This window comes from Cohnella sp. CFH 77786, assembly GCF_019400745.1.
In the GTDB taxonomy this organism is placed as follows: domain Bacteria; phylum Bacillota; class Bacilli; order Paenibacillales; family Paenibacillaceae; genus Cohnella.
Genome location: NZ_WJIB01000009.1, coordinates 18,862 through 37,813 on the forward strand (window position 1 = coordinate 18,862; position 18,952 = coordinate 37,813).

Annotated in this window: 13 protein-coding genes and 3 pseudogenes; 12 read left to right on the top strand and 4 right to left on the bottom strand. The window is 50.4% G+C overall.

Translation table 11 applies throughout. The annotated features are described in order from the left end of the window. Positions 1-48: 48 nt before the first annotated feature. A pseudogene (locus tag GE107_RS14125) lies at positions 49-546 on the bottom strand (IS1595 family transposase); the annotation flags it as partial. 345 nt (positions 547-891) lie between these two features. Between GE107_RS14125 and GE107_RS14130 the strand changes: the two are divergent. After that, complete coding sequence (locus GE107_RS14130) at positions 892-3,438, top strand: cellulase family glycosylhydrolase (protein ID WP_219640628.1); 2,547 nt, start codon at positions 892-894, stop codon at positions 3,436-3,438. A 214-nt stretch (positions 3,439-3,652) separates the two neighbouring features. Here GE107_RS14130 and GE107_RS14135 read toward each other — a convergent pair. Continuing rightward, positions 3,653-3,745: pseudogene (locus tag GE107_RS14135) on the bottom strand (IS1595 family transposase); the annotation flags it as partial. A gap of 82 nt (positions 3,746-3,827) precedes the next feature. On the opposite strand from GE107_RS14135, the pseudogene GE107_RS27420 reads away from it, so the two are divergent. From GE107_RS27420 to GE107_RS14175, 8 genes and pseudogenes are all read left to right on the top strand, one after another. Beyond that, positions 3,828-4,508, top strand: a pseudogene (locus tag GE107_RS27420) (Fic family protein); the annotation flags it as partial. A 262-nt stretch (positions 4,509-4,770) separates the two neighbouring features. Continuing rightward, complete coding sequence (locus GE107_RS14145; protein WP_219640630.1) at positions 4,771-6,357, top strand: peptide chain release factor 3; 1,587 nt, start codon at positions 4,771-4,773, stop codon at positions 6,355-6,357. A gap of 35 nt (positions 6,358-6,392) precedes the next feature. Next, complete coding sequence (locus GE107_RS14150; RefSeq protein ID WP_219640631.1) at positions 6,393-7,058, top strand: potassium channel family protein; 666 nt, start codon at positions 6,393-6,395, stop codon at positions 7,056-7,058. Further along, the gene (locus GE107_RS14155) at positions 7,045-7,902 is read left to right on the top strand and encodes a TrmH family RNA methyltransferase (RefSeq protein ID WP_219640632.1); all 858 of its coding nucleotides are present in this window, start codon (positions 7,045-7,047) and stop codon (positions 7,900-7,902) included. The genes GE107_RS14150 and GE107_RS14155 overlap by 14 nt, the downstream gene beginning before the upstream one ends. Before the next feature lie 496 nt (positions 7,903-8,398). Next, on the top strand, positions 8,399-8,851 hold the full coding sequence (locus tag GE107_RS14160) for a VOC family protein (protein WP_219640633.1): 453 nt from the start codon (positions 8,399-8,401) through the stop codon (positions 8,849-8,851). Between the two features lie 243 nt (positions 8,852-9,094). Beyond that, positions 9,095-9,691, top strand: a complete 597-nt coding sequence (locus tag GE107_RS14165; protein ID WP_219640634.1) for a hypothetical protein — start codon at positions 9,095-9,097, stop codon at positions 9,689-9,691. Positions 9,692-9,734: 43 nt separating this feature from the next. Next, entirely contained in the window at positions 9,735-10,568 is an 834-nt protein-coding gene (locus GE107_RS14170) for a glycosyltransferase family 2 protein (protein WP_219640635.1), read from the top strand. Beyond that, a complete protein-coding gene (locus GE107_RS14175) occupies positions 10,468-11,523 on the top strand; it encodes an aminoglycoside phosphotransferase family protein (protein ID WP_219640636.1) in 1,056 nt (351 codons plus the stop codon). The genes GE107_RS14170 and GE107_RS14175 overlap by 101 nt, the downstream gene beginning before the upstream one ends. 239 nt (positions 11,524-11,762) lie before the next feature. Here the strand turns inward: GE107_RS14175 and arfA are convergent, their stop codons facing one another. Beyond that, positions 11,763-13,256, bottom strand: coding sequence for an arabinosylfuranosidase ArfA (gene arfA / locus GE107_RS14180; protein WP_219640866.1), 1,494 nt, complete (start codon positions 13,254-13,256; stop codon positions 11,763-11,765). Between the two features lie 159 nt (positions 13,257-13,415). On the opposite strand from arfA, the gene GE107_RS14185 reads away from it, so the two are divergent. Then, positions 13,416-14,324 carry an ArsR/SmtB family transcription factor gene (locus GE107_RS14185; protein WP_219640637.1) on the top strand — a complete coding sequence of 303 codons (909 nt, stop codon included), beginning with the start codon at positions 13,416-13,418 and terminating at the stop codon, positions 14,322-14,324. Between the two features lie 1,003 nt (positions 14,325-15,327). On the opposite strand, the gene GE107_RS14190 is transcribed toward GE107_RS14185, so the two are convergent. Further along, entirely contained in the window at positions 15,328-16,008 is a 681-nt protein-coding gene (locus tag GE107_RS14190) for a haloacid dehalogenase type II (protein ID WP_219640638.1), read from the bottom strand. A 709-nt stretch (positions 16,009-16,717) separates the two neighbouring features. Here GE107_RS14190 and GE107_RS14195 point away from each other — a divergent pair. Further along, the gene (locus GE107_RS14195; protein ID WP_219640639.1) at positions 16,718-16,960 is read left to right on the top strand and encodes a 3-dehydroquinate dehydratase; all 243 of its coding nucleotides are present in this window, start codon (positions 16,718-16,720) and stop codon (positions 16,958-16,960) included. 1,132 nt (positions 16,961-18,092) lie between these two features. Continuing rightward, positions 18,093-18,944, top strand: a complete 852-nt coding sequence (locus tag GE107_RS14200) for an AraC family transcriptional regulator (protein WP_219640640.1) — start codon at positions 18,093-18,095, stop codon at positions 18,942-18,944. Positions 18,945-18,952 lie beyond the last annotated feature (8 nt).

Here is an 18,952-nt window from a genome sequence, read left to right on the forward strand (position 1 = left end):
GGCGATTTCTTCGATGTACGAGCTGGTCGACCGCTAAAACCCGAAACGAAGCGAAACGCCTACAAGGACAGGAGTTTGATCGGTGCCGCGACCACGCTTGCCGCCTTCAGTCGACGCTCAGAAGAAGGCATCGTCTAGTTCAACCAAACCGGTCAGTTGATAGTTGGCGTCACGATCGCCCATGGCTTTTCTGATTTTGTGAAGCAGCAGCCATGCTGTCGGATAGGTCAATTCGAGCTCGCGGGCGATGTAGGTCGCGGATACGCCTCGCTTGTCGTGGACGACCAAAACGATTGCCCAAAACCATGTCAGCAGCGTCGTGTGCGATTTGTGCATGATCGTTCCCGCCGTAACGGAAGCTTGATGCTTACACGCCGTACATTGTTAAAGCTTTCGCGTCTCCAGAAAATAGTACGAGGCATTCTGACATTTCGGGCAGCTAAAACCATCTGGTCAACGGATTTGATACAGATGATCACGACAAGCTTGATCGGACTCAAACTTTTCTTGGAATTTCTTAAGCGTCATGATTTCTTGCTGTGCCACACCTATCACTCCCGAACATTCGTTTGCATTCATTATGCCAAACGCTTGTTCGTATTAATAGTGCTCACTGAGGCAACTTGATATTCAAATTAATTAATAATAGCTTATGGGAATAAAGTAAACATATTTAATTTGTTATAGAAAAATGAAAATCGTTATCTGTGAAAACGTCTTCGCGGATGCTACAGTATTCACGCAAAGGCTTTGTAATTCAATTAAACGAAGTTCGGCAGAATGAAGGAGGATGATTTTATGATTAAGATTCCTATCTAATCTAAGAAGGACTTACAATGACCGTTTCTGATTGTTCAGATTACTTAATAAAATTAAAGGAGGATCTTAGTAATGAAAAAAACCAAAAAGCTACTCTCACTGGCTATGGCGAGTACAGTAGCACTAACAACTTTGTTCGGTCATATACCAGCTAAAGCAGAAACAGTAAACACCGAAACAGCATCTCAACAATACATTGATGCAATGGGGAAAGGCTGGAACTTGGGTAATACCCTTGAAGCCATTGCTTGGGGTGATGCGGCTAACTCTAGCGAGACAACCTGGGGACAGCCAGTGGTAACTGCGGAACTTTTTACAACACTTAAAGCCAAAGGCTTCGATAGCGTCCGTATACCATTTTCTTCAACTCCAGGAAGTATAAAGGATAGCAGCGGGCACTACGTAATCAGTCAAACAAGACTTGCAAGATACAAACAAGTCGTTGATTGGGCTGTTGCTGCAGGCCTTTATGTTCAGCTTGATCCTATTCATGATATTTGGAATTTTCTTAGTGATGATTATTTTGATGGAGATATGACGAAAGCGCCATTTCTAATGTTTGAAGATTTTTGGAAACAGCTTGCGGATACCTTTAAAGACGAACCAAATCAAGTGTGCTTTGAGACAAGTAATGAGCCTAGCTTCAAAGATGAAAAGGATTCGGCTGGAAAAGTTACTATTAGCGCACAAGATAAATTGGATATGACAAATCAAGCAGCATATGATATTATTCGTAACTCAGGTGGAAACAATGCAACAAGAATGATTGTAATCCCTGCCATGTGGACAAATTATACTAAGACTGCAGCGACATATTCTTGGATTTCTGCTAAGAATGATCCAAACCTTATTGCTACGGTACATTGGTATAGTGACTGGGTATTTGCCGCACAAATTGGTAAGACTGGCTTTGATGAAGAACTTTTTAGCGATAGGCCCGGTTATACGCCTAGAGTAGGAGATCAAGTATTTTTTGATGAAATAAACAATAACTTAATTTCTAAGGGTGTCGGAGTTATAATCGGAGAATATGCCTTGATGTCTTATGATATGCAAGAGGGGGAGCAACTTAAATATTTTGAGGATGTGAACGCCAAGGCAGCGCAATACAAAGCAGCTCCGATGTTGTGGGATGTCGACATTCTTAACAGAGTTGATTTTACTTGGAAGACAACTCTTCCTGGAGTTGGAGCAGTGTTGGATGCAGCTAATAAAGGAGAACGTTCATCTTATTCAACAGGTTTAAATGAAATATATCTTTCAAAGCCAGTTGATAATGACGTACAGATTCCTCTTACTCTAAATGGCAATACATTTACCGGCATTAACGGCTTAACTGCAGGAACAGATTATACTTATAATGCAGCAACCGCCACTGTTACTCTATCAAAGGCTTATGTAAATAGTAAATTCAATGCATTGGGAGTTGGCAATTACGGCAACATATCCGATCTGGTTTTTAAATTCTCAGCAGGTGCTGATTGGCATCAATATTTAATAAAATACTCAAGCCCTGTGCTCAAATCAAGTACTGGAACAACATCTGGAGTTAAAATTCCGGTTGACTTTAATGGAGCAAAATTAAGACGTGCTTATTCAGTAAATGTAAATGCTGATGGCACTGACGGCTCAAGAGTAGGTGAACTCTCCGCCTGGTGGCCATGGTTAAAATATGGTCGATGGAGTGAGGTCGTTGCAGACTATAATAATAATACAATTAATATCAATTCTAACTTCTTTCAATATGCGCATAATATGCAGGAAAATGGAAAAATTAAGTTCTATTTTGAATTCTATGATGGGCAAACAGTTAATTACATCTTAACTAAGTCCGGATCTAATGTAACAGGAGAAGCACCAAATACTGCTCCTGTAACTACAATTGCAATAAATCCGGCAACACCAAACGGCAATGAAGGCTGGTATACATCGGGTGTGACAGTCAGCTTAACTACAAATGATAATTCATCATCTGTAGCAAAGACGGAGTATAGTCTGGATGGAAGTACATGGCAAACCTACACGGCACCATTCACATTGAATACAGATGGCCTGTATTCAGTTAGCTACCGTTCGACGGACATCTCGGGAAATGTAGAAACAGTGCAATCCATTAGCTTCAAACTGGATTTGACTGGCCCGACGATTACGGCTACTGATGTAGTGAATGGCACATACAACGATTCTTCGGATATTACACCTGTTATTACTCTGGATGATAAGTTCTCCGGGGTTGACGCCAGCAAGACTACAGTTACGCTGGATGGGAAAGCTGTGCAACAAGGAGTTGCTATACAGCTTTATACGCTGCCGCTCGGTTCACATACCTTTACCGTAACAGCAAGTGATCTGGCAGGAAATATTAGCACTAAAGAAATCGTATTCCAGATTACTACCAGTATTCAATCCCTGAAGGACATGGTAACAAGCTTTAAGAATGCCGGATGGATTGATAATGCAGGTATCGCAAACAGCTTGCAAAGCAAGTTGAATTCGAATGCTCTGACTGCCTTGGTGAATGAAGTGAAGGCGCAAAGCGGTAAGCATATTTCGGCGGAAGCTGCTGATATACTGATCCGGGATGCTCAATACTTGTTGTCCCAAGCTACAGGTCAATAGGATATTAAGCATAAGAAAATAAGGTCTAGTTCAAATTATTCAGCTAAAAAAGACTTCATACAATATATATATTGTATGAAGTCTTTTCATTTGAATATCAAGTTAGCTCCGCTTCTCATCAGGCTGTAAGTTCTTGGTAAGTAATGGTGTCTGTTGAAACACAGGCGGATAAAAGACGATTAAACAACAATCCGTGAAACGTACCGCCAATAAACCAGCGCATCTGGAATAAATGATCATGACACGCCTGTTCCGAATTGAACTTGTCTTGGAATTTCTTCAATGTCATGATTTCTTGCTGAGCCATATCGATCACTCCCGAACATTTGTTTTAATTGCTCCAAACAAATGTTCGCTGTGAAAGACTTTGCTGAGGCAACTTGATATTCAAATTAATTAAAAAGCTGCATGCTATTATTCGCTTATCACATGGACGAAGACCACGTATCAGCGAATATCGCGAGGAACAAAATCAAGTTGGCAGCCGCAATGCTTCCGGTTTTTATTTGCCGCCTGAATGGAATGATGTCCCAGTATTAATGGAGGATTTGGTGGCCTGGGTGAACTCGCCGGAGGCTTAAAGGGTTTATTCGTACTAGAGAATTTCTACGACCGCAACTTAGCAGAATATTATCGCCGACTCCAGTTGGGACTTCATCACAATTATTATTTTGGTCGGAATGCGGCTGACTTGACGCCTTGGCTGGAATTCTTTATTGATGGGTTGGCGGAGGTTTTTCAAGAAGCCGCTGCCATTGTAACGGAAAAATCTGCCCAAATGACGAAAATCGAACCCGATTTGATTCGAAAGCTTGACCCACAGCAACGAATGGTTTTCGCTCAATTGACTTTTAAACAAGACACCCTAACGACAAGCGAAATGAGAGAAGTGCTTCATTTGTAAGATTGTTCCATAAGGGAAAAGGTAAGTCATTGGAGAGAAGAAGGATTCATTGAGCCGCGCGATCATGACGCCAAAAGGGTACGTTCGATCAAATTATCAGCGGAATACGAGAAGTTGGTACAAGACATTCGGAATGCGCGATAAATTCGCCTATTTCCTAAAATGATGCAGATAGGTTCCGCATCACCCCGGTCCCTGAAGAAGTAAGGGGACCAACGGGGAGATGAGCCTTCGTTGACTCTCTTTAGTTATGCTGTGTTATAAACGCGGAATACCCGGTATGGGAAGAGGCCGCGGAACCGGTGTACGCGAAAGCTTAATAAAGACCGAAATGGGCGAATTTCCTCGATTGCTCCCTTTTCCGAACAGATGACCGCAAATGTGATATAATATTGGCGGTCATTTTTATTGAGAAGGGAAATCCGCCCATGAGCACAACGCTTCGCGAAGAGCTGGCGCAAGAGGTTGCCAAGCGCCGCACGTTCGCGATCATCTCCCACCCCGACGCGGGGAAAACCACGTTAACCGAGAAGCTGCTGCTGTACGGAGGCGCCATCCATATCGCCGGCTCCGTCAAAGCGCGCAAAGCCGCCCGGCACGCGACGAGCGACTGGATGGAAATCGAGAAGCAGAGGGGCATTTCCGTTACCTCTTCCGTCATGCAGTTCCAATATGCCGGCAAGCAAGTGAACATTTTGGATACCCCCGGTCACCAGGACTTCAGCGAAGACACGTACCGCACGCTGACCGCCGCGGACAGCGCGGTGATGCTGATCGACGTCGCCAAAGGCGTCGAGGCGCAGACGATCAAGCTGTTCCAGGTATGCAGCAAACGGGGAATCCCGATTTTTACTTTCATTAATAAGTTGGACCGCGAAGGCCAGAATCCGTTCGATCTGCTCGAAGAGATCGAGCGGGTGCTCGGCATCCGTTCCGTTCCGATGAACTGGCCGATCGGCATGGGCCGCGAGCTGTGCGGCGTCTACGACCGGATGAAGAACCAGGTCGAGCTGTTCCAGGGCAACGACCATTCCACGATCGAAGTGCGCAAGGTCGAAGGTTACCGCGATCCGGTTATCCGCGAAATGGCGGGCGATTACCTCGCCGACAAGCTGATCGAGGAGCTGGAGCTGCTCGACGTCGCCGGCGATCCTTTCGACTATGACAAAGTCAGCGCCGGCGAACTGACGCCCGTCTTCTTCGGCAGCGCGGTCAACAACTTCGGCGTGCAGACGTTCCTCGAGAACTTCCTGCAGCTCGCGCCCGCGCCGACGCCGCGCAAGAGCACGGACGGAGCGGTGGCGCCGGAGAACGAGAAGTTTTCGGGATATATTTTCAAAATCCAGGCGAACATGAATCCGGCGCACCGCGACCGGCTCGCTTTCCTGCGCATCTGCTCGGGCAAGTTCCAGCGGGGCATGTCCGTACGCCACGTGCGGGCCGGCAAGGAAATCAAGCTGTCGCAGCCGCAGCAGTTCCTGGCGCAGGACCGCGATATCGTGGACGTCGCGTACCCCGGCGATATCATCGGTTTATTCGATCCCGGCATTTTCCGGATCGGAGACTCGCTCAGCGAAGGAAGCAGCATCGTGTTCGACGAGCTGCCGACGTTCTCTCCCGAAATTTTCGCCAAAGTCTCGATCAAGAACGCCCTCAAGCAGAAGCAGTATCTGAAAGGGCTCGACCAGCTGACGGAAGAAGGCATGGTGCAGGTGTTCCGGTCGACCGGGCCGTTCGAGGACACGTACCTCGGAGTCGTCGGCCAGCTGCAGTTCGAGGTGTTCGAGTACCGGATGAAGAACGAATACGGCGTCGACATCATCTTGAACCGCACGCCGTTCCAGTTCGCGCGTTGGATCGTCGCGGATAAGGTCGACGCCTCCAAGTTCCGGATCAACTCCACCCTGGTCAAGGACAAGAACGGGGGCGACGTGGCGCTGTTCGAGAACGAATACGCGATGCGCACCGCGATGGAGCGGATGCCGGACGTGAAATTCCTGGAGACGGCTCCTTAAAGGGACGGATTGTCGCGGCGAAAGGAGAGACGAAGATGGTCAGAAAGCAGTACGCGGTCATCGGGCTGGGGCGGTTCGGCTCCAGCGTGGCAACCTACTTGGCGAAAATGGGCTATGAAGTGCTTGCCGTGGACGAGAGCGAGGAGCGGGTGCAGGATATCGCCCATCAAGTGACCCATGCCGTGTCGGCGGACTCGACGGACGAGGAAGCGCTCAAGGCGCTGGGGATCCGCAATTTCGACGTCGTCGTCGTCGCCATCGGGCAGGACATCCAGTCGAGCATCCTGACGACGCTCATCCTGAAGGATCTGGGCGTTCCGAATATCATCGTCAAAGCACAGAACGAGCTGCACGGCAAGGTGCTGAACAAGATCGGGGCGGACAAGGTCGTCTTCCCGGAGCGGGACATGGGACTGCGCGTCGCCCACCATCTCATCTCTCCCAATATCCTCGAGCATATCGAGCTGTCTCCCGAATACAGCATCGTGGAAATGAAGATTCCGTCCGAAATGATCGGCAGAAACCTGAAGCAGCTGGACATCCGGGCCCGGTACAATTGCAACGTATTGGCGGTCAAGAGGAATGAGCAGATGAACATTACCCCGCGGGCGGACGAGTCGTTGGAGCCGGGAGACATCCTGGTCATCGTCGGGCGCAACGACCAATTGACGAAGCTGGAGCAGGCCTATGCCGAAGCATGAAGCCTACATCAGCTCCGTCGCCAATCCCCGCGTGAAAGAATGGTCGAAGCTGACCGAGCGCAAATACCGGGAGCGGGAAGGCAAGTTCCTGCTCGAGGGCATCCATTTGGTCAAGGAAGCCTTGCAGGCGGAGTGGCCACTCTTGCACGTGGCGTACGACGCCGGGGCCGGGATACCGGACGAGTTGGCGCCATGGGCGGAGGACGGTTTCGGGACGGCAGTAGGCGGCGTAACGGCCGGCCCCTCCTGGGTCCCCGTGTCGCCGGAAGTGATCGCGAGGTGCAGCCAGGCCGAGACGCCGCAGCCGGTGTTCGCGGTGGCGGAGAAACGCCGGCTGGCCGCGGACAAGCTCTTCGATGCGGATGCGGGACTCGTCGCGGTGCTCGACGGCGTGCAGGATCCCGGCAACGTGGGCACGATCGTGCGCGGCGCCGCGGCTTCCGGAGCGACGGCCGTGGTGCTGGGCCGGGGCACGGCCGACCTGTACAACGCCAAGACGCTCCGCGCGTCGATGGGCGCTCTGTTTCACGTTCCCGTCGTGGAGGGGGACTTGACGGAGCTGCTGCCGGCGGCCCGGGAACGGGGGATGCGTGTGGTCGGGACGAGCCTGCAAGCCGCGCACTCCTGCTACGAGTACGACTTCCGCCGCGGCGTGTGGCTCGTGTTCGGCAGCGAAGGCAGCGGGTTGTCCACTGCGGTGAGCGAGCACGTACACGATAACGTCATCATCCCGATGACGGGGCGGGCCGAATCGCTGAACGTCGCGATGGCCGCGACCGTTCTGCTGTTCGAAGTGCAGCGTCAGCGGTTGCGCGCAGGCATAGCAGGCATTCCAGGTAATTAGTGGGAAAACAGACTTCCAACATTTCCGGCTCGCCCAGTCGATCAAGTTTTACCCTGATTGCAGGCCTTGACACCACCATTGTAACCTACGATAAACAAAATTCGGGTTGGTCACGTTCTTCATAACGAATTTGAATCGGGTGTCTCGCAAGCAAGTCGAAACCCAGATGGACAGCTCGCGGCACGTCCCCTAAATAATCTTCCACGTTTTGATGAACCCACTATAGGCTGGATATTACACGGGAAATCACCCTTGAAATCTCCAGCCTTATTCACACCTTCACTTCAGCCTCCAGCAGGATCCCGCACTTTCGATCACCAAAATTTTTCCAAGCCGTAATCCAGCCTAATTGATCGGCATATTTGCCAGCTAAATTTCACATTTTACTATACTGAGACTTATCTTTGTTATCATTAACTGTGACAAGATGTTAATCGTTTGGAAGAAATATAAAGATGATTAGGTATTAAATTTGTACACATAAGGAGATAAAACGATGGCAAAAAACAAATTACTTAGAATGGACAATGTTGGCATCGTTGTAGAATCCCTTGATGACGCAATCTCTTTCTTCGAGGAGATTGGCTTGAAGCTCGAAGGGCGAGCTACGGTTGAAGGTGAATGGGCTGGTCGCGTAACCGGGCTGGGTTCACAGAGTGTAGAGATTGCGATGATGGTTACACCAGATGGCCACAGCCGACTTGAACTTTCGCGATTTCTCACCCCACCTGTTATATCAGATCACCGAACTGCTCCTGTAAATGCCCTCGGTTATCTCCGCGTCATGTTCACCGTTGAAGACATTGACGAAATGGTATCCAGACTCATTAAGTATGGTGCTCGGCTCGTTGGCGAAGTGGTTCAGTACGAGGACTCGTATCGGCTCTGCTACATTCGTGGAATTGAAGGACTTCTAATCGGTTTGGCGGAACAGCTCGGTAATAAGTAAGTAACGTTTAAAAGAAGACTTAACTGAAATAAGCCGCCTCTTCAACGAGGCGTTTTCTTATCGTAAAAATCATCATCAGGATTTAACATTGTCGATAGTAAAAGTTATAAGGCATGTTGATTCGTATAACGATAAAATGAAATCTCTCGTGTACGATGTTGCTGGAGAATGGGCCATCGCGTGAAGAAGGTTATTCCGCAAAGACGGAGAACTAAGAACATATTAAGAAGGGAAGGGAGAATCATGAAGGGATATAGGGTCATTATTCTTCTCTCCACTATATTATTAGTAAGTTGTACAAGTACAAATGAAGCCGCAAAAGAAGAAAACCATTCAAACCCACCTACAAATTCCGCATCGATGGTGAAGAACAGTTCTGAAACGAACCCGAATGACTTTGCCATAATCGTCAAAGGGAAAGAAATTTCACTGAGAGAATTGAATAGCCAAGTTGACTTAGAAGGATTACTTGGCAAACCCATTGCCGAAAGTGTTCAGACCCTGCAAGGTGATGGGTTTACAGGTTCGTTGTTGAAAAAAATTACGTATGATGGACTTGAGATGGAACTATTTTCCCCCAAGGAAAATGAAAATATTTTTTGGATTATGACAATGGTTATATCTAAACGCAATTATCAGACTACAAAAGGAATACAAATCGGCAGTACCTTGAATCAAATTACTGACGCATATCCCGGCGTCAAGATTGCGGCTGATGGAAGAACCGATCCATCTAACTGTGCGTATGAATTCGTAAACGAGGAGAAGTACAACCATTTGTTGTTTGAGGTAGAAAATGGGGTTGTTGCTCAGATTAAGATTTTTCATTTGATACCGTAGACTCTTTTTTGAAGCATACTGGATAAAAGGGATGGAGCGCCTGATGAATCCTTTGGTTTCGGTCATCATACCTACCTACAACCGGTTCGGACCCTTATGCGAGTTGATGGAATGTCTTGCTCGTCAAACCTATTCGAATATCGAAGTCATCATTATTAACGATAATGGGGCTTCCGTGGATCTCATCTTATCTCTTTATCCTGAGCTGGACATCAAGATTCTCCAGATGGAATCCAACGTGAAGCATGTAGCCGCAAGAAACGAAGGATTAAGGATGGCTGCCGGCGATAATATTCTGCTGTGCGACGATGATGATTTGCTGATGCCAACCCATATCGAATGTATGCTGCATGAAATCGAGGGGCATGATCTTGTTTATTCGGACGTCGAGATCGTGGAATTCGTGAACGATGGCCTCGTGAGGCTGCCGGTCAAGAGAACCTTATTCGCTTATGAATTCAGCATCGAAGGGATGAGGAAGTTCTCGACTTTCGTGCCCTCCGGCTGCCTCTATCGGAAAGAAATCCATGACCGTATCGGCATATTCGATGAGGACGTGTACCATTATTGGGATTGGGATTTTTTCTTGCGAGTAGCCGCGGATCATCAAGTAAAACGGGTCCCCATTGCCGGGGTACTTTACGCTTTTGCTTCGGAAGGGGACAATTTATCCGGCTCTCTTTCCAACATGGAGCCGTTCCTGGATAAATTGTCTCGGAAACATAACCTCGGCAAGCTGCCGACCAAAAATTTCCTCCTCCTTCTCGAGGAACCGGATGTCAAAAAGAGAGAGGCTTCCAGCCGAATCGTGTGGGATGGTAAGCCTATTATTTCCCGATGGGTACGCGATGGGGACGGTGCAATCCAAAATGGGTGATGTCGGAGGTTTGGTTTTACCAAACGGTGAATTGAATGCGGCCCTGCTTCTCCAAACGGAAGAGATAAGCGCTCAGAAAAACGTCGGCAGACTCAGCCTGCAAAGGTTGTGGGTCCAGGAACAAGACGCCGTTCGAAGTTATATTTTCAAACCCGCTCCGGAGAAGGAACCGATTGAATTTGAGATTTGGTTTCAAGAGCGCATCAAACCGCACCTGACGGATGTGCGGACGCCCGGGTTGCTTGCTCATCGCATCGACGAGGAACGGCAAATCTACTGGATGATTTATGAAGATATGGGCAGCGCCCCTCCCTCTTTCGACCGGGATACAAGAATTGCCGCGGCAAGAAAAATGGCGGCGTGGCATACACTGCCCGCATCCGCGGTTCCTTCGGCGTTTAAGAGCTTCATGCCTTACATTGACGATGCCATGAGCGAGGTTATGGCACGAAGGGCTTACTACGAGAAGCTGTTGCTCGATATCGGAATGAACCCGGAGAAGGTTGCCGCCTTCTTTGAGCGGATCGAAAACTTGAACGGCGTTTTTCCTTGTGAAAAGGTTGTTTGCCACGGGGATTTCCACTGCCTGAATTTGCTCCGCTCCAGCGGCGATCTTGCGATATTAGACTGGGAGTTCATCCAGCTGAATTCGATCTATTGGGATTTCTATACCCTGCTGGATATGGCAACGCCGCGCTACCGGATTCTAATCGATCGACGAACCCGGCTCGATGTTCTGGATGCCTACTACAGACAGAGATCGGGGAGCATCCCCCTCACGATCCGCGAGTTTGTTTACGGCTACCATCTGTATTCCATGGTTTACTCGGTTGGGATCCTGGGCTTGGTCGTTTCCGATCTGGAAAATAACCGCTTTGACAAAGAAACCTTGCTAGTCGAGAAGGATGAGGTTATCCAAATTATCCGGGATTGTCTTGAGGTAATTGCAACCTGAGACGAGGCTATCGGACGAAGAAGAGAGGAGCGGGCCGTCGCCTTCACGTTCGACGACGGCCCGAACCCGGAAACGGCCGAGGCGGTCCACGCGGAAGGACATGAGATCGCGAACCATACGCATCCTTTCCTGGCCTGACTCCCGAAGCGGTGCAACCATTCGATCATCGCCGCAAATTACGCAGCTTCATAAAAAAAATCCCACCAGTTGGCGGGAATGGCATAGACATAACTCGACACTTATTCCGGTAAGACAGCCAACCGGATGACGTTCCATGAAGCCTTGGACAATCGGGACTCGACTTTGCCGCCATCGATTCGCGTCATGCCGTTTGCATGGGGAAGAACCTCTTGCGGGCGGCTTTTCGTGTTGGCGGCTTTGATGTTCTCATGCTCAAGGACGATATGCTCGACCAGCCGCACATTCCCGAAGCTGCCGAAATTGACATCCAAGTCCAAGGTTTCGCTCAAATGCCGGTTGACGGCAAATAAGGTGATCTCTCCGGCTTCTTCGTTATACACGCTAATGGCTTCCAGGTAAGGGACGTCGGTAAAGTCTTTGGAGTCGTATTTGGGCGAACGGATGACAGGCTGCAGGACGGTTCCTCTGCCGTACAGAGAGGCATGCAGATAAGGGTAAAAAGTGGTTTGAAGCCACATCGGTCCGCCATTCTCCGTCATAATGGGGGCGATGACGTTAACGAGCTGTGCCAGACAGGCAATCTTTACCCGATCGGCGTGCTTAAGCAAGGTAATCAGGCAGCATCCGACGACAAGGGCGTCCTCCATCGTATAAGTGTCCTCGAACTCCGGAGGCGCTACCTGCCAGCGTTCGGATGCCCGGCTGGAGCCGATCGTATTCCACACGTTCCATTCATCCATGGACAGGTAGAGCTTCTTCTTGCTTCTCTTTTTCGCTTTGATATAGTCGCAGATGGAAGCGACGCTTCCGATGAATTGATCCATGTCCATGGAGTGCGCGAGGAAGTTCATCGAATCTTTCTCATTGTTGTTGTAATAAGTATGCAGAGACAGATAATCGACCTGGTCATACGTCAGATCCAATACGGTCGCTTCCCATTCGGCAAAGGTTGACATTCCGCTGGTCGAGCTGCCGCAGGCAACCAACTCCAGCGTCGGGTCGACCCATTTCATGACTTTGGCGGTCTCGTTGGCCAGCCGGCCGTATTCGACGGCGGTTTTGGCGCCGATTTGCCAGGGGCCGTCCATCTCGTTGCCCAGGCACCAGGTTTTGAAGCGATGGGGCTCTTTGTAGCCGTGGGAGATTCTAAGGTCGCTGTAGTAAGAACCGGATGGATGGTTGCAATATTCGACCAAATTCCTTGCCGCATCGACGCCCCGGGTTCCCAGATTGACCGCCATCATGACCTCGGCACCGACCAGCTTCGCCCAATCGGCGAATTCATTCGTGCCGACCTCGTTCGTTTCCGTCGTCCACCACGCGAGCTCCAGCTTGCGCTTGCGGTCCGCTTTCGGGCCGACGCCATCCTCCCAATTGTAGCCGGATACGAAATTTCCGCCGGGATAGCGAATAATCGGAACCCGCAGCTTCCGGATCGTTTCCAATACGTCACGCCGAAAGCCGTTCTCATCGGCCGTGGGATGGCCCGGCTCATAAATGCCCCCGTAAACCGCCCGTCCCAAATGCTCGATGAAGGAACCGAAAATTCGGGGATCCGTCTCCGCGATCATGAAGTCCTTGTCGACGACCATGGATGCTTGCAGTGTCAATGGATTTCCCTCCAGTTGAATTAATTGAAAAGCGAAATCTAAAATGGTTATGAGCTACAATATAATAATCACATGGCCAAGAAATAATCAATATGCTAAATTTAAAAACAGAAAGCACGTGTTTTCAGGAGGCTATTCCACATGCATTTGTCGACCGATTCGGAATCCTTATTGGTACTTGAAGCGCTGGCAAACGAGGTCCGGCTTCGGATCATCGAGCTTCTGCATCATGAGGAGAAGAGCATCAAGGATTTGGCGGAAGCGCTCGGCCTCAGCAACGCGATCGTAAGCGTCCATGTCAGCAAGCTGCAGAAAGCGGGGATCGTCAGCGCCAGAAACCGGAGAATCGGAGGCGGAACGTATAAATTTTGTTCGCTTTCCGCGTTTCATCTGCAAATCAACCTGTCCCCGGAAAGAAGTTCAACCCGAAAGCTGGTCGAAATCTCCATACCGGTTGGCCATTATACGGATATTCAAGCGATGCCCACGTGCGGGCTCGCATCCGTGGAGAAATTGATCGGGCAATACGACGATCCCCGGTATTTCATGGATCCGGAACGCATTCAGGCCGGCATCCTCTGGTTCTCCCTGGGGCATGTGGAATATAAGGTACCCAACTACCTCTATCAGAATCAGAGGCCGATCGAAATCGAGGTTTCGATGGAAATCGGATCGGAAGCGCCCCATATTCAGGAGCAATGGCCTTCCGACATCCGTTTCTCCATGAACGGCGTTTATTTGGGGAAGTGGACAAGTCCGGGGGACTTCGGGAAGCGAAGGGGGAGGCTGACGCCGGAATGGTGGGCGCCGGACGTCAACCAGCACGGGCTTCTGAAGGTGCTTAGGATCAATGCGAACGGTACGTTCATTGACGGACAGCGCATATCCGACGTGAAAATCCACGATTTGGATTGGAGCGCCGGTTCGTGGTCTTTCCGGTTGTCGGCGGAGGATACCGCACGGGGGCGGGGCGGACTCACCTTGTTCGGCAGAGGGTTCGGCAACTACGATCAGGATCTTTTGTTCAGGATTTATTATGATTCTCATTGACGTTTCGCTTTGCGAAGAGATCGCAAATTCCCTCCACTCATGAAGAAGTCCTGGCTCTTTCGCGGAAAGAGTCAGGACTTTTCTGCGTTTCCGTCGGTTCGCGCGTGACCGGCAGGGGCAGCGGGTCTGTTTATCCCTGCGACAACTTACATCCTCAAGCCCCCGAAACCCGCCCAAATAAGGACCAACCAACCGCCAACTAACCGCCAACCAACCACCAACCAACCGCCAACCAACCGCCAACCAACCGCCAACCAACCGCCAACCAACCGCCAACCAACCGCCAACCAACCGCCAACCAACCGCCAACCAACCGCCAACCAAGCGCCAACCAACCGCCAACCAACCGCCAACCAACCACCAACCAACCGTCAAACAACCACCGACCAAGCGCCAACCAACCACCAACCAACCGTCAACCAACCGCCAACCAACTGTCGCACTGAAACCTGATCTAAGAGCAAAAATACAGTTATTCTTAATAAAAGTGGACGTTTGTAGGGAGTAAGAGCGCAAATACCGTTATTTTTCGAAAGAACACCAAAAATGGTCCGATTGGAAGGTTGCTAACTGTATTTTTGGCTTTAGTCTTCGAAAAGAGGAGGAAATTTTGAAGAATAACTGTATTTCGGCTCTTAGTTGCTCGTCTATTGTTCCTAGGGTTGTAGGGAGTGGCGAGGGCGAAAGGGGTAGATGCGATTTTGTGGACGGAAAGCAGCGACGGGCGAAGGGAGGACCTGTTGACATTTTGTCGGATGGGAAGCAGCAATGGGCGAAGAATTTCGCACGGGAACATCGAACTGAGTGTGAGAGCCCTCACAGATCGATCTGAGCGAAAGGGATAGCGTTCACAGATCGAACTGAGCGAAAGGGATAGCGTTCACAGATCGATCTGAGCGAAAGGGATAGCGTTCACAGTTCGATCGAAAGGGATAGCGTTCACAGATCGAACTGAGCGTAAGGGATAGCGTTCACAGATCGAACTGAGCGAAAGGGATAGCGTTCACAAATCGACTTGAGGAAGAAAAGTGATCAGTTCATCCAGGCTGCTGACGATCAGGTCTGGGGTCACATCGAGCTCATCGAAGGTCCCATGAAACCGATTGACCCAACAGGTCGGAAAGCCAAACGTTTTTCCGCCTGCCGCATCCCAGGAATTGGCCGACACAAACAGAATTTCTTCCCTTCCGACTCCGAGAATCGAGGGAGCCAACTGATAAATTCCCATATAAGGTTTGTATATTTTTATGGTGTCGACGCTTATCAAAGCCGAAAAAAAAGGTCGGAATCCCGCATGATTCACTAATCCTTGCAGCATGAAGGGAGTACCGTTGGAAAGAATGGCCAGCGTCTTATGCCGCCGCAGATCGTGCAACGTGCGCGCAGCTTCGGGAAAAGGCTTTAAAACTAAGTATTCATTAACGAGCACATATCGGATTTCGGCATCGGCGCGCAATCCCAACGATTTGAGCGTAAACGCCAAGGCATCGTCCGTCACCTTCCCGAAATCCCTGTAACGTCCCATCAAGGACCGTTGCCAGGTATACTCGAGCTGCTTCCGCCTCCAAATTTCGCTGATTTTTTTTCCTTGACCGGGAAAAAAACTTTCGATCTTCGGGATGACGGAATGCACGTCGAACAGGGTGCCATATGCATCGAATACGATTGCCTTAATCGAGTTCATGTTCCTCCCCTCCCCGAAAAACCGATCCGAAACAACGGCTGACACGATCCTCTCGGAATGACGGACTTCCTATGCTTCTCCTAATAAATAGATGAACGGCTTGCCTGTTATAACCACGAAACGCAATGCAGAACTGGAAATCATCCGTGAATACCCAGATCGGAGAGTTCGTCGAGCGTGAGTACCCACTCGTGGTTGCAAACCAGGTTGTTCTTCACGCCGTCGATCAGGAACTCTTTGTCCTGCGTACAGAACCAGCTTCAATCGGCACCATACAAGTCCAGGAGATCGGGGTCCGGGATCGGTCCGTTTCCGACGAGATTTTCGTAGCCTTCACCAGCTTTACCAAGCTAAACATATTGCGGGGACACCGGGCGGTATCCTTTTCAAGGAGGGGCCGGAGCTGACCACGATCCATGTGCCGAAGGAAATGTTGGGCCGCAGGGCCGTGGGGATGCTGTTCGCCAGTCTAAAGGAGCCGGACCGGCCTTGCGATAAGGCGCTGACACGGCAACCTGCTCATCCGGCAATCGTTGAAGAAGGATTAACCAACCGAAGCGCGAAACCTTTGTAGACGAGGCTCGTATAAGTTTTCAAAGGTTTTCTTTTTTTGTTCACAATTTCTTAAGCTTGCTTTTAACTAACGATGGTAAGCTGAGTCTACCGTCGGACGGATGTACCGATATCTCCATTTTACGAGGTGACCGGCATGGATAAACCCGTGAAGAAGGTAATCATCGAATTCCACGACAATGTCATTCCCGTTTATTGCATGGACGACAGACGAGGGACGATCGACGCCCTGAAGGAAGTTCTGGAACGGAAATGGAAAACCGGAAGGCAGCTTGTCCAGCGTTTTCTGAGCCACTTGGACAGCGTCGAAATCGAAGGCTCGGAAGCGATTCTCTATTCGAAACGGGAGCGGGGAACGCTTGCACTGTCGCTGTATTGAGATACCCTTGGCCAATTGGCCGCACGGCCCGCAATTCCTCGAGAATTGCGGGCTATTTTCAATCATTCTGCATTTGTATGTTTCGGGCGTGCGTTAAGGTTTCATGATCCGACGATTTGAAAAATGATGCAATCACGTTTTGAAGAATGTTTTATTTTGCATTCAAGCCCGTGGTTTGCTGGAAGCGGCATCACGCTGTTCCGCCGCGATTGCATCGCGGCTTCGTTAGCGCAGGCGGAATCAAGACGCTGCCCGAGTGTTATGGGCGTCCCTAGTCAGGATTTCGGTTCGTATTCGACATATTCGAATTGCATTCACGCGAGACCCAAATAAGACGACCCATGAGCATCATACGTGTACCTGATTTCGGCAGGACTCCGATCGATCGGGGTGCCTCAGGTGGCTCGGCTGTCGCGCAGTCAAGGGGATTAAAGGGAAAACTACCCTCTATTTTTTGCGTAATGGACTCCCGCGCGTGATTAGAAGGAAAACCTCCCTCTAATTCCAGCTATATACCCTCAACTGCAGTTTTTCACCGATATTAGCGGGATGTTTTCCCTCTAAATACCCCAAATCCTCGAAATGAACGGAATTAGAGGGAGGTTTTCCCTCTAAAGTTGACCGGCTGGGTGAAACCGGCATGCGGTTTCGAGAAACTGTCAATTCCGCACGGACTCCCAACAAAGGAGTCCCGTTGTTAAGACCTAAAGGGAATTCATGATTTGGCGGAACGTGTTTCGGAACCCTTTATACGGATAACGGTCAGTATACCTTCAGGCGTTTTGCTTGTGTGTGCCACGCATGGCAATTGACCGCGCGGAGAAAGGAGCCGGCAGACCACGCTCACCTAGCGACAGCTCGTTGTCATCGAAATAGAACATCGAGTCCGCCTGAACATCACGGCGAAAGCGGGTTATTCCACCGGCATCGAGTCCTGGAGGGTGTACGGTTACTGAGAGCGACGGGAGCGGGCATCGAGTCTTGGAAAGCGTACGGCTGCTGAGAGCGCCGGAAGCGGCATCGAGTCTTGGAAAGCGTACGGCTGCTGAGAGCGCCGGGAACCGGTCCGGCGCATGACTTGCCGAATCCCTCTCCTTCGTTGCATGATTAAGGGGAGAGGAGGCTCGGCTGCGTGAACTTGTTGTTCGACCCGGTGAAGTTCGAGGGAAGGCCGCTGGCGTGGACCCACCTGGCGAGGACGACGGACCGTTTTCCCGGGTACTATCATTGGCATCAATGCAGCGAAATGCTCTTCGTGCACGAAGGCAAGGGAAGCGTTATCGTCAACCAGCGGACCTACGAAATCCGGCGAGGGATGCTGTACCTGTTCCAGCCGTACCAGCTTCACAAGGTGTACGCGGAGGTCAGTCCCGAAACGCCTTACGTCCGGTCGATCCTGCATTTCGACGCCGCCATGCTGAGCGAGGAGCTTCGGTTGTTTCCCGCGAGACATGGGCGGTTCCGGGAGCTGCTGGACGGCCAGTCGGTGCAGCAGGCGTTCGATTTGGAGGGAGAGGGCGATTTCCTGGAGCATACGCTCGATCAGTTCGTGCGCGGGATGGGGCAAGGGGGGGGCGAGGGGCGGCGGGAAGAGGCTGCTCTTCTGCTGCTGAAGCTGCTGGATTTCATGCGGCCCGCTGACGGCCATACGCCGGTGCCGCCCCGGCCCTCCCGCTATTCGGAAACGATCATGCAGTGGTTGGAAAGCCATTATCGGGAAGACGTTACCCTGGAGCGGATCGCCGAACAAACGCACTTGTCGAAATTTTACCTCTCGCGGGTGTTCCGGCAGGAGACGGGAAGCAGCCTGACCGACTACCTGACGGCGAGGAGGATCAAGCAAGCGTGCCGCCTGCTTCAGACGACCTCGCTGCCGGTCGACCGGATCGGAGCCGAAGTCGGCATGCCGAACGTGTCGTACTTCATTCAAGTGTTCAAGAAGGTCGTCGGCACGACGCCGCTGAAATACCGTAACCGAAATTGAGGGGTGCA

Bases quoted from the DNA above. Each gene is read 5' to 3' on its own strand.
- GE107_RS14150 (WP_219640631.1), top strand. From the start codon at position 6,393: ATGGTCAGAAAGCAGTACGCGGTCATCGGGCTGGGGCGGTTCGGCTCC.
- GE107_RS14170 (WP_219640635.1), top strand. From the start codon at position 9,735: ATGAATCCTTTGGTTTCGGTCATCATACCTACCTACAACCGGTTCGGA.
- GE107_RS14165 (WP_219640634.1), top strand. From the start codon at position 9,095: ATGAAGGGATATAGGGTCATTATTCTTCTCTCCACTATATTATTAGTA.
- GE107_RS14185 (WP_219640637.1), top strand. From the start codon at position 13,416: ATGCATTTGTCGACCGATTCGGAATCCTTATTGGTACTTGAAGCGCTG.
- GE107_RS14130 (WP_219640628.1), top strand. From the start codon at position 892: ATGAAAAAAACCAAAAAGCTACTCTCACTGGCTATGGCGAGTACAGTA.
- GE107_RS14155 (WP_219640632.1), top strand. From the start codon at position 7,045: ATGCCGAAGCATGAAGCCTACATCAGCTCCGTCGCCAATCCCCGCGTG.
- GE107_RS14195 (WP_219640639.1), top strand. From the start codon at position 16,718: ATGGATAAACCCGTGAAGAAGGTAATCATCGAATTCCACGACAATGTC.
- GE107_RS14175 (WP_219640636.1), top strand. From the start codon at position 10,468: ATGTCAAAAAGAGAGAGGCTTCCAGCCGAATCGTGTGGGATGGTAAGC.
- GE107_RS14190 (WP_219640638.1), bottom strand. From the start codon at position 16,008: ATGAACTCGATTAAGGCAATCGTATTCGATGCATATGGCACCCTGTTC.
- GE107_RS14145 (WP_219640630.1), top strand. From the start codon at position 4,771: ATGAGCACAACGCTTCGCGAAGAGCTGGCGCAAGAGGTTGCCAAGCGC.
- GE107_RS14160 (WP_219640633.1), top strand. From the start codon at position 8,399: ATGGCAAAAAACAAATTACTTAGAATGGACAATGTTGGCATCGTTGTA.
- arfA (WP_219640866.1), bottom strand. From the start codon at position 13,256: ATGGTCGTCGACAAGGACTTCATGATCGCGGAGACGGATCCCCGAATT.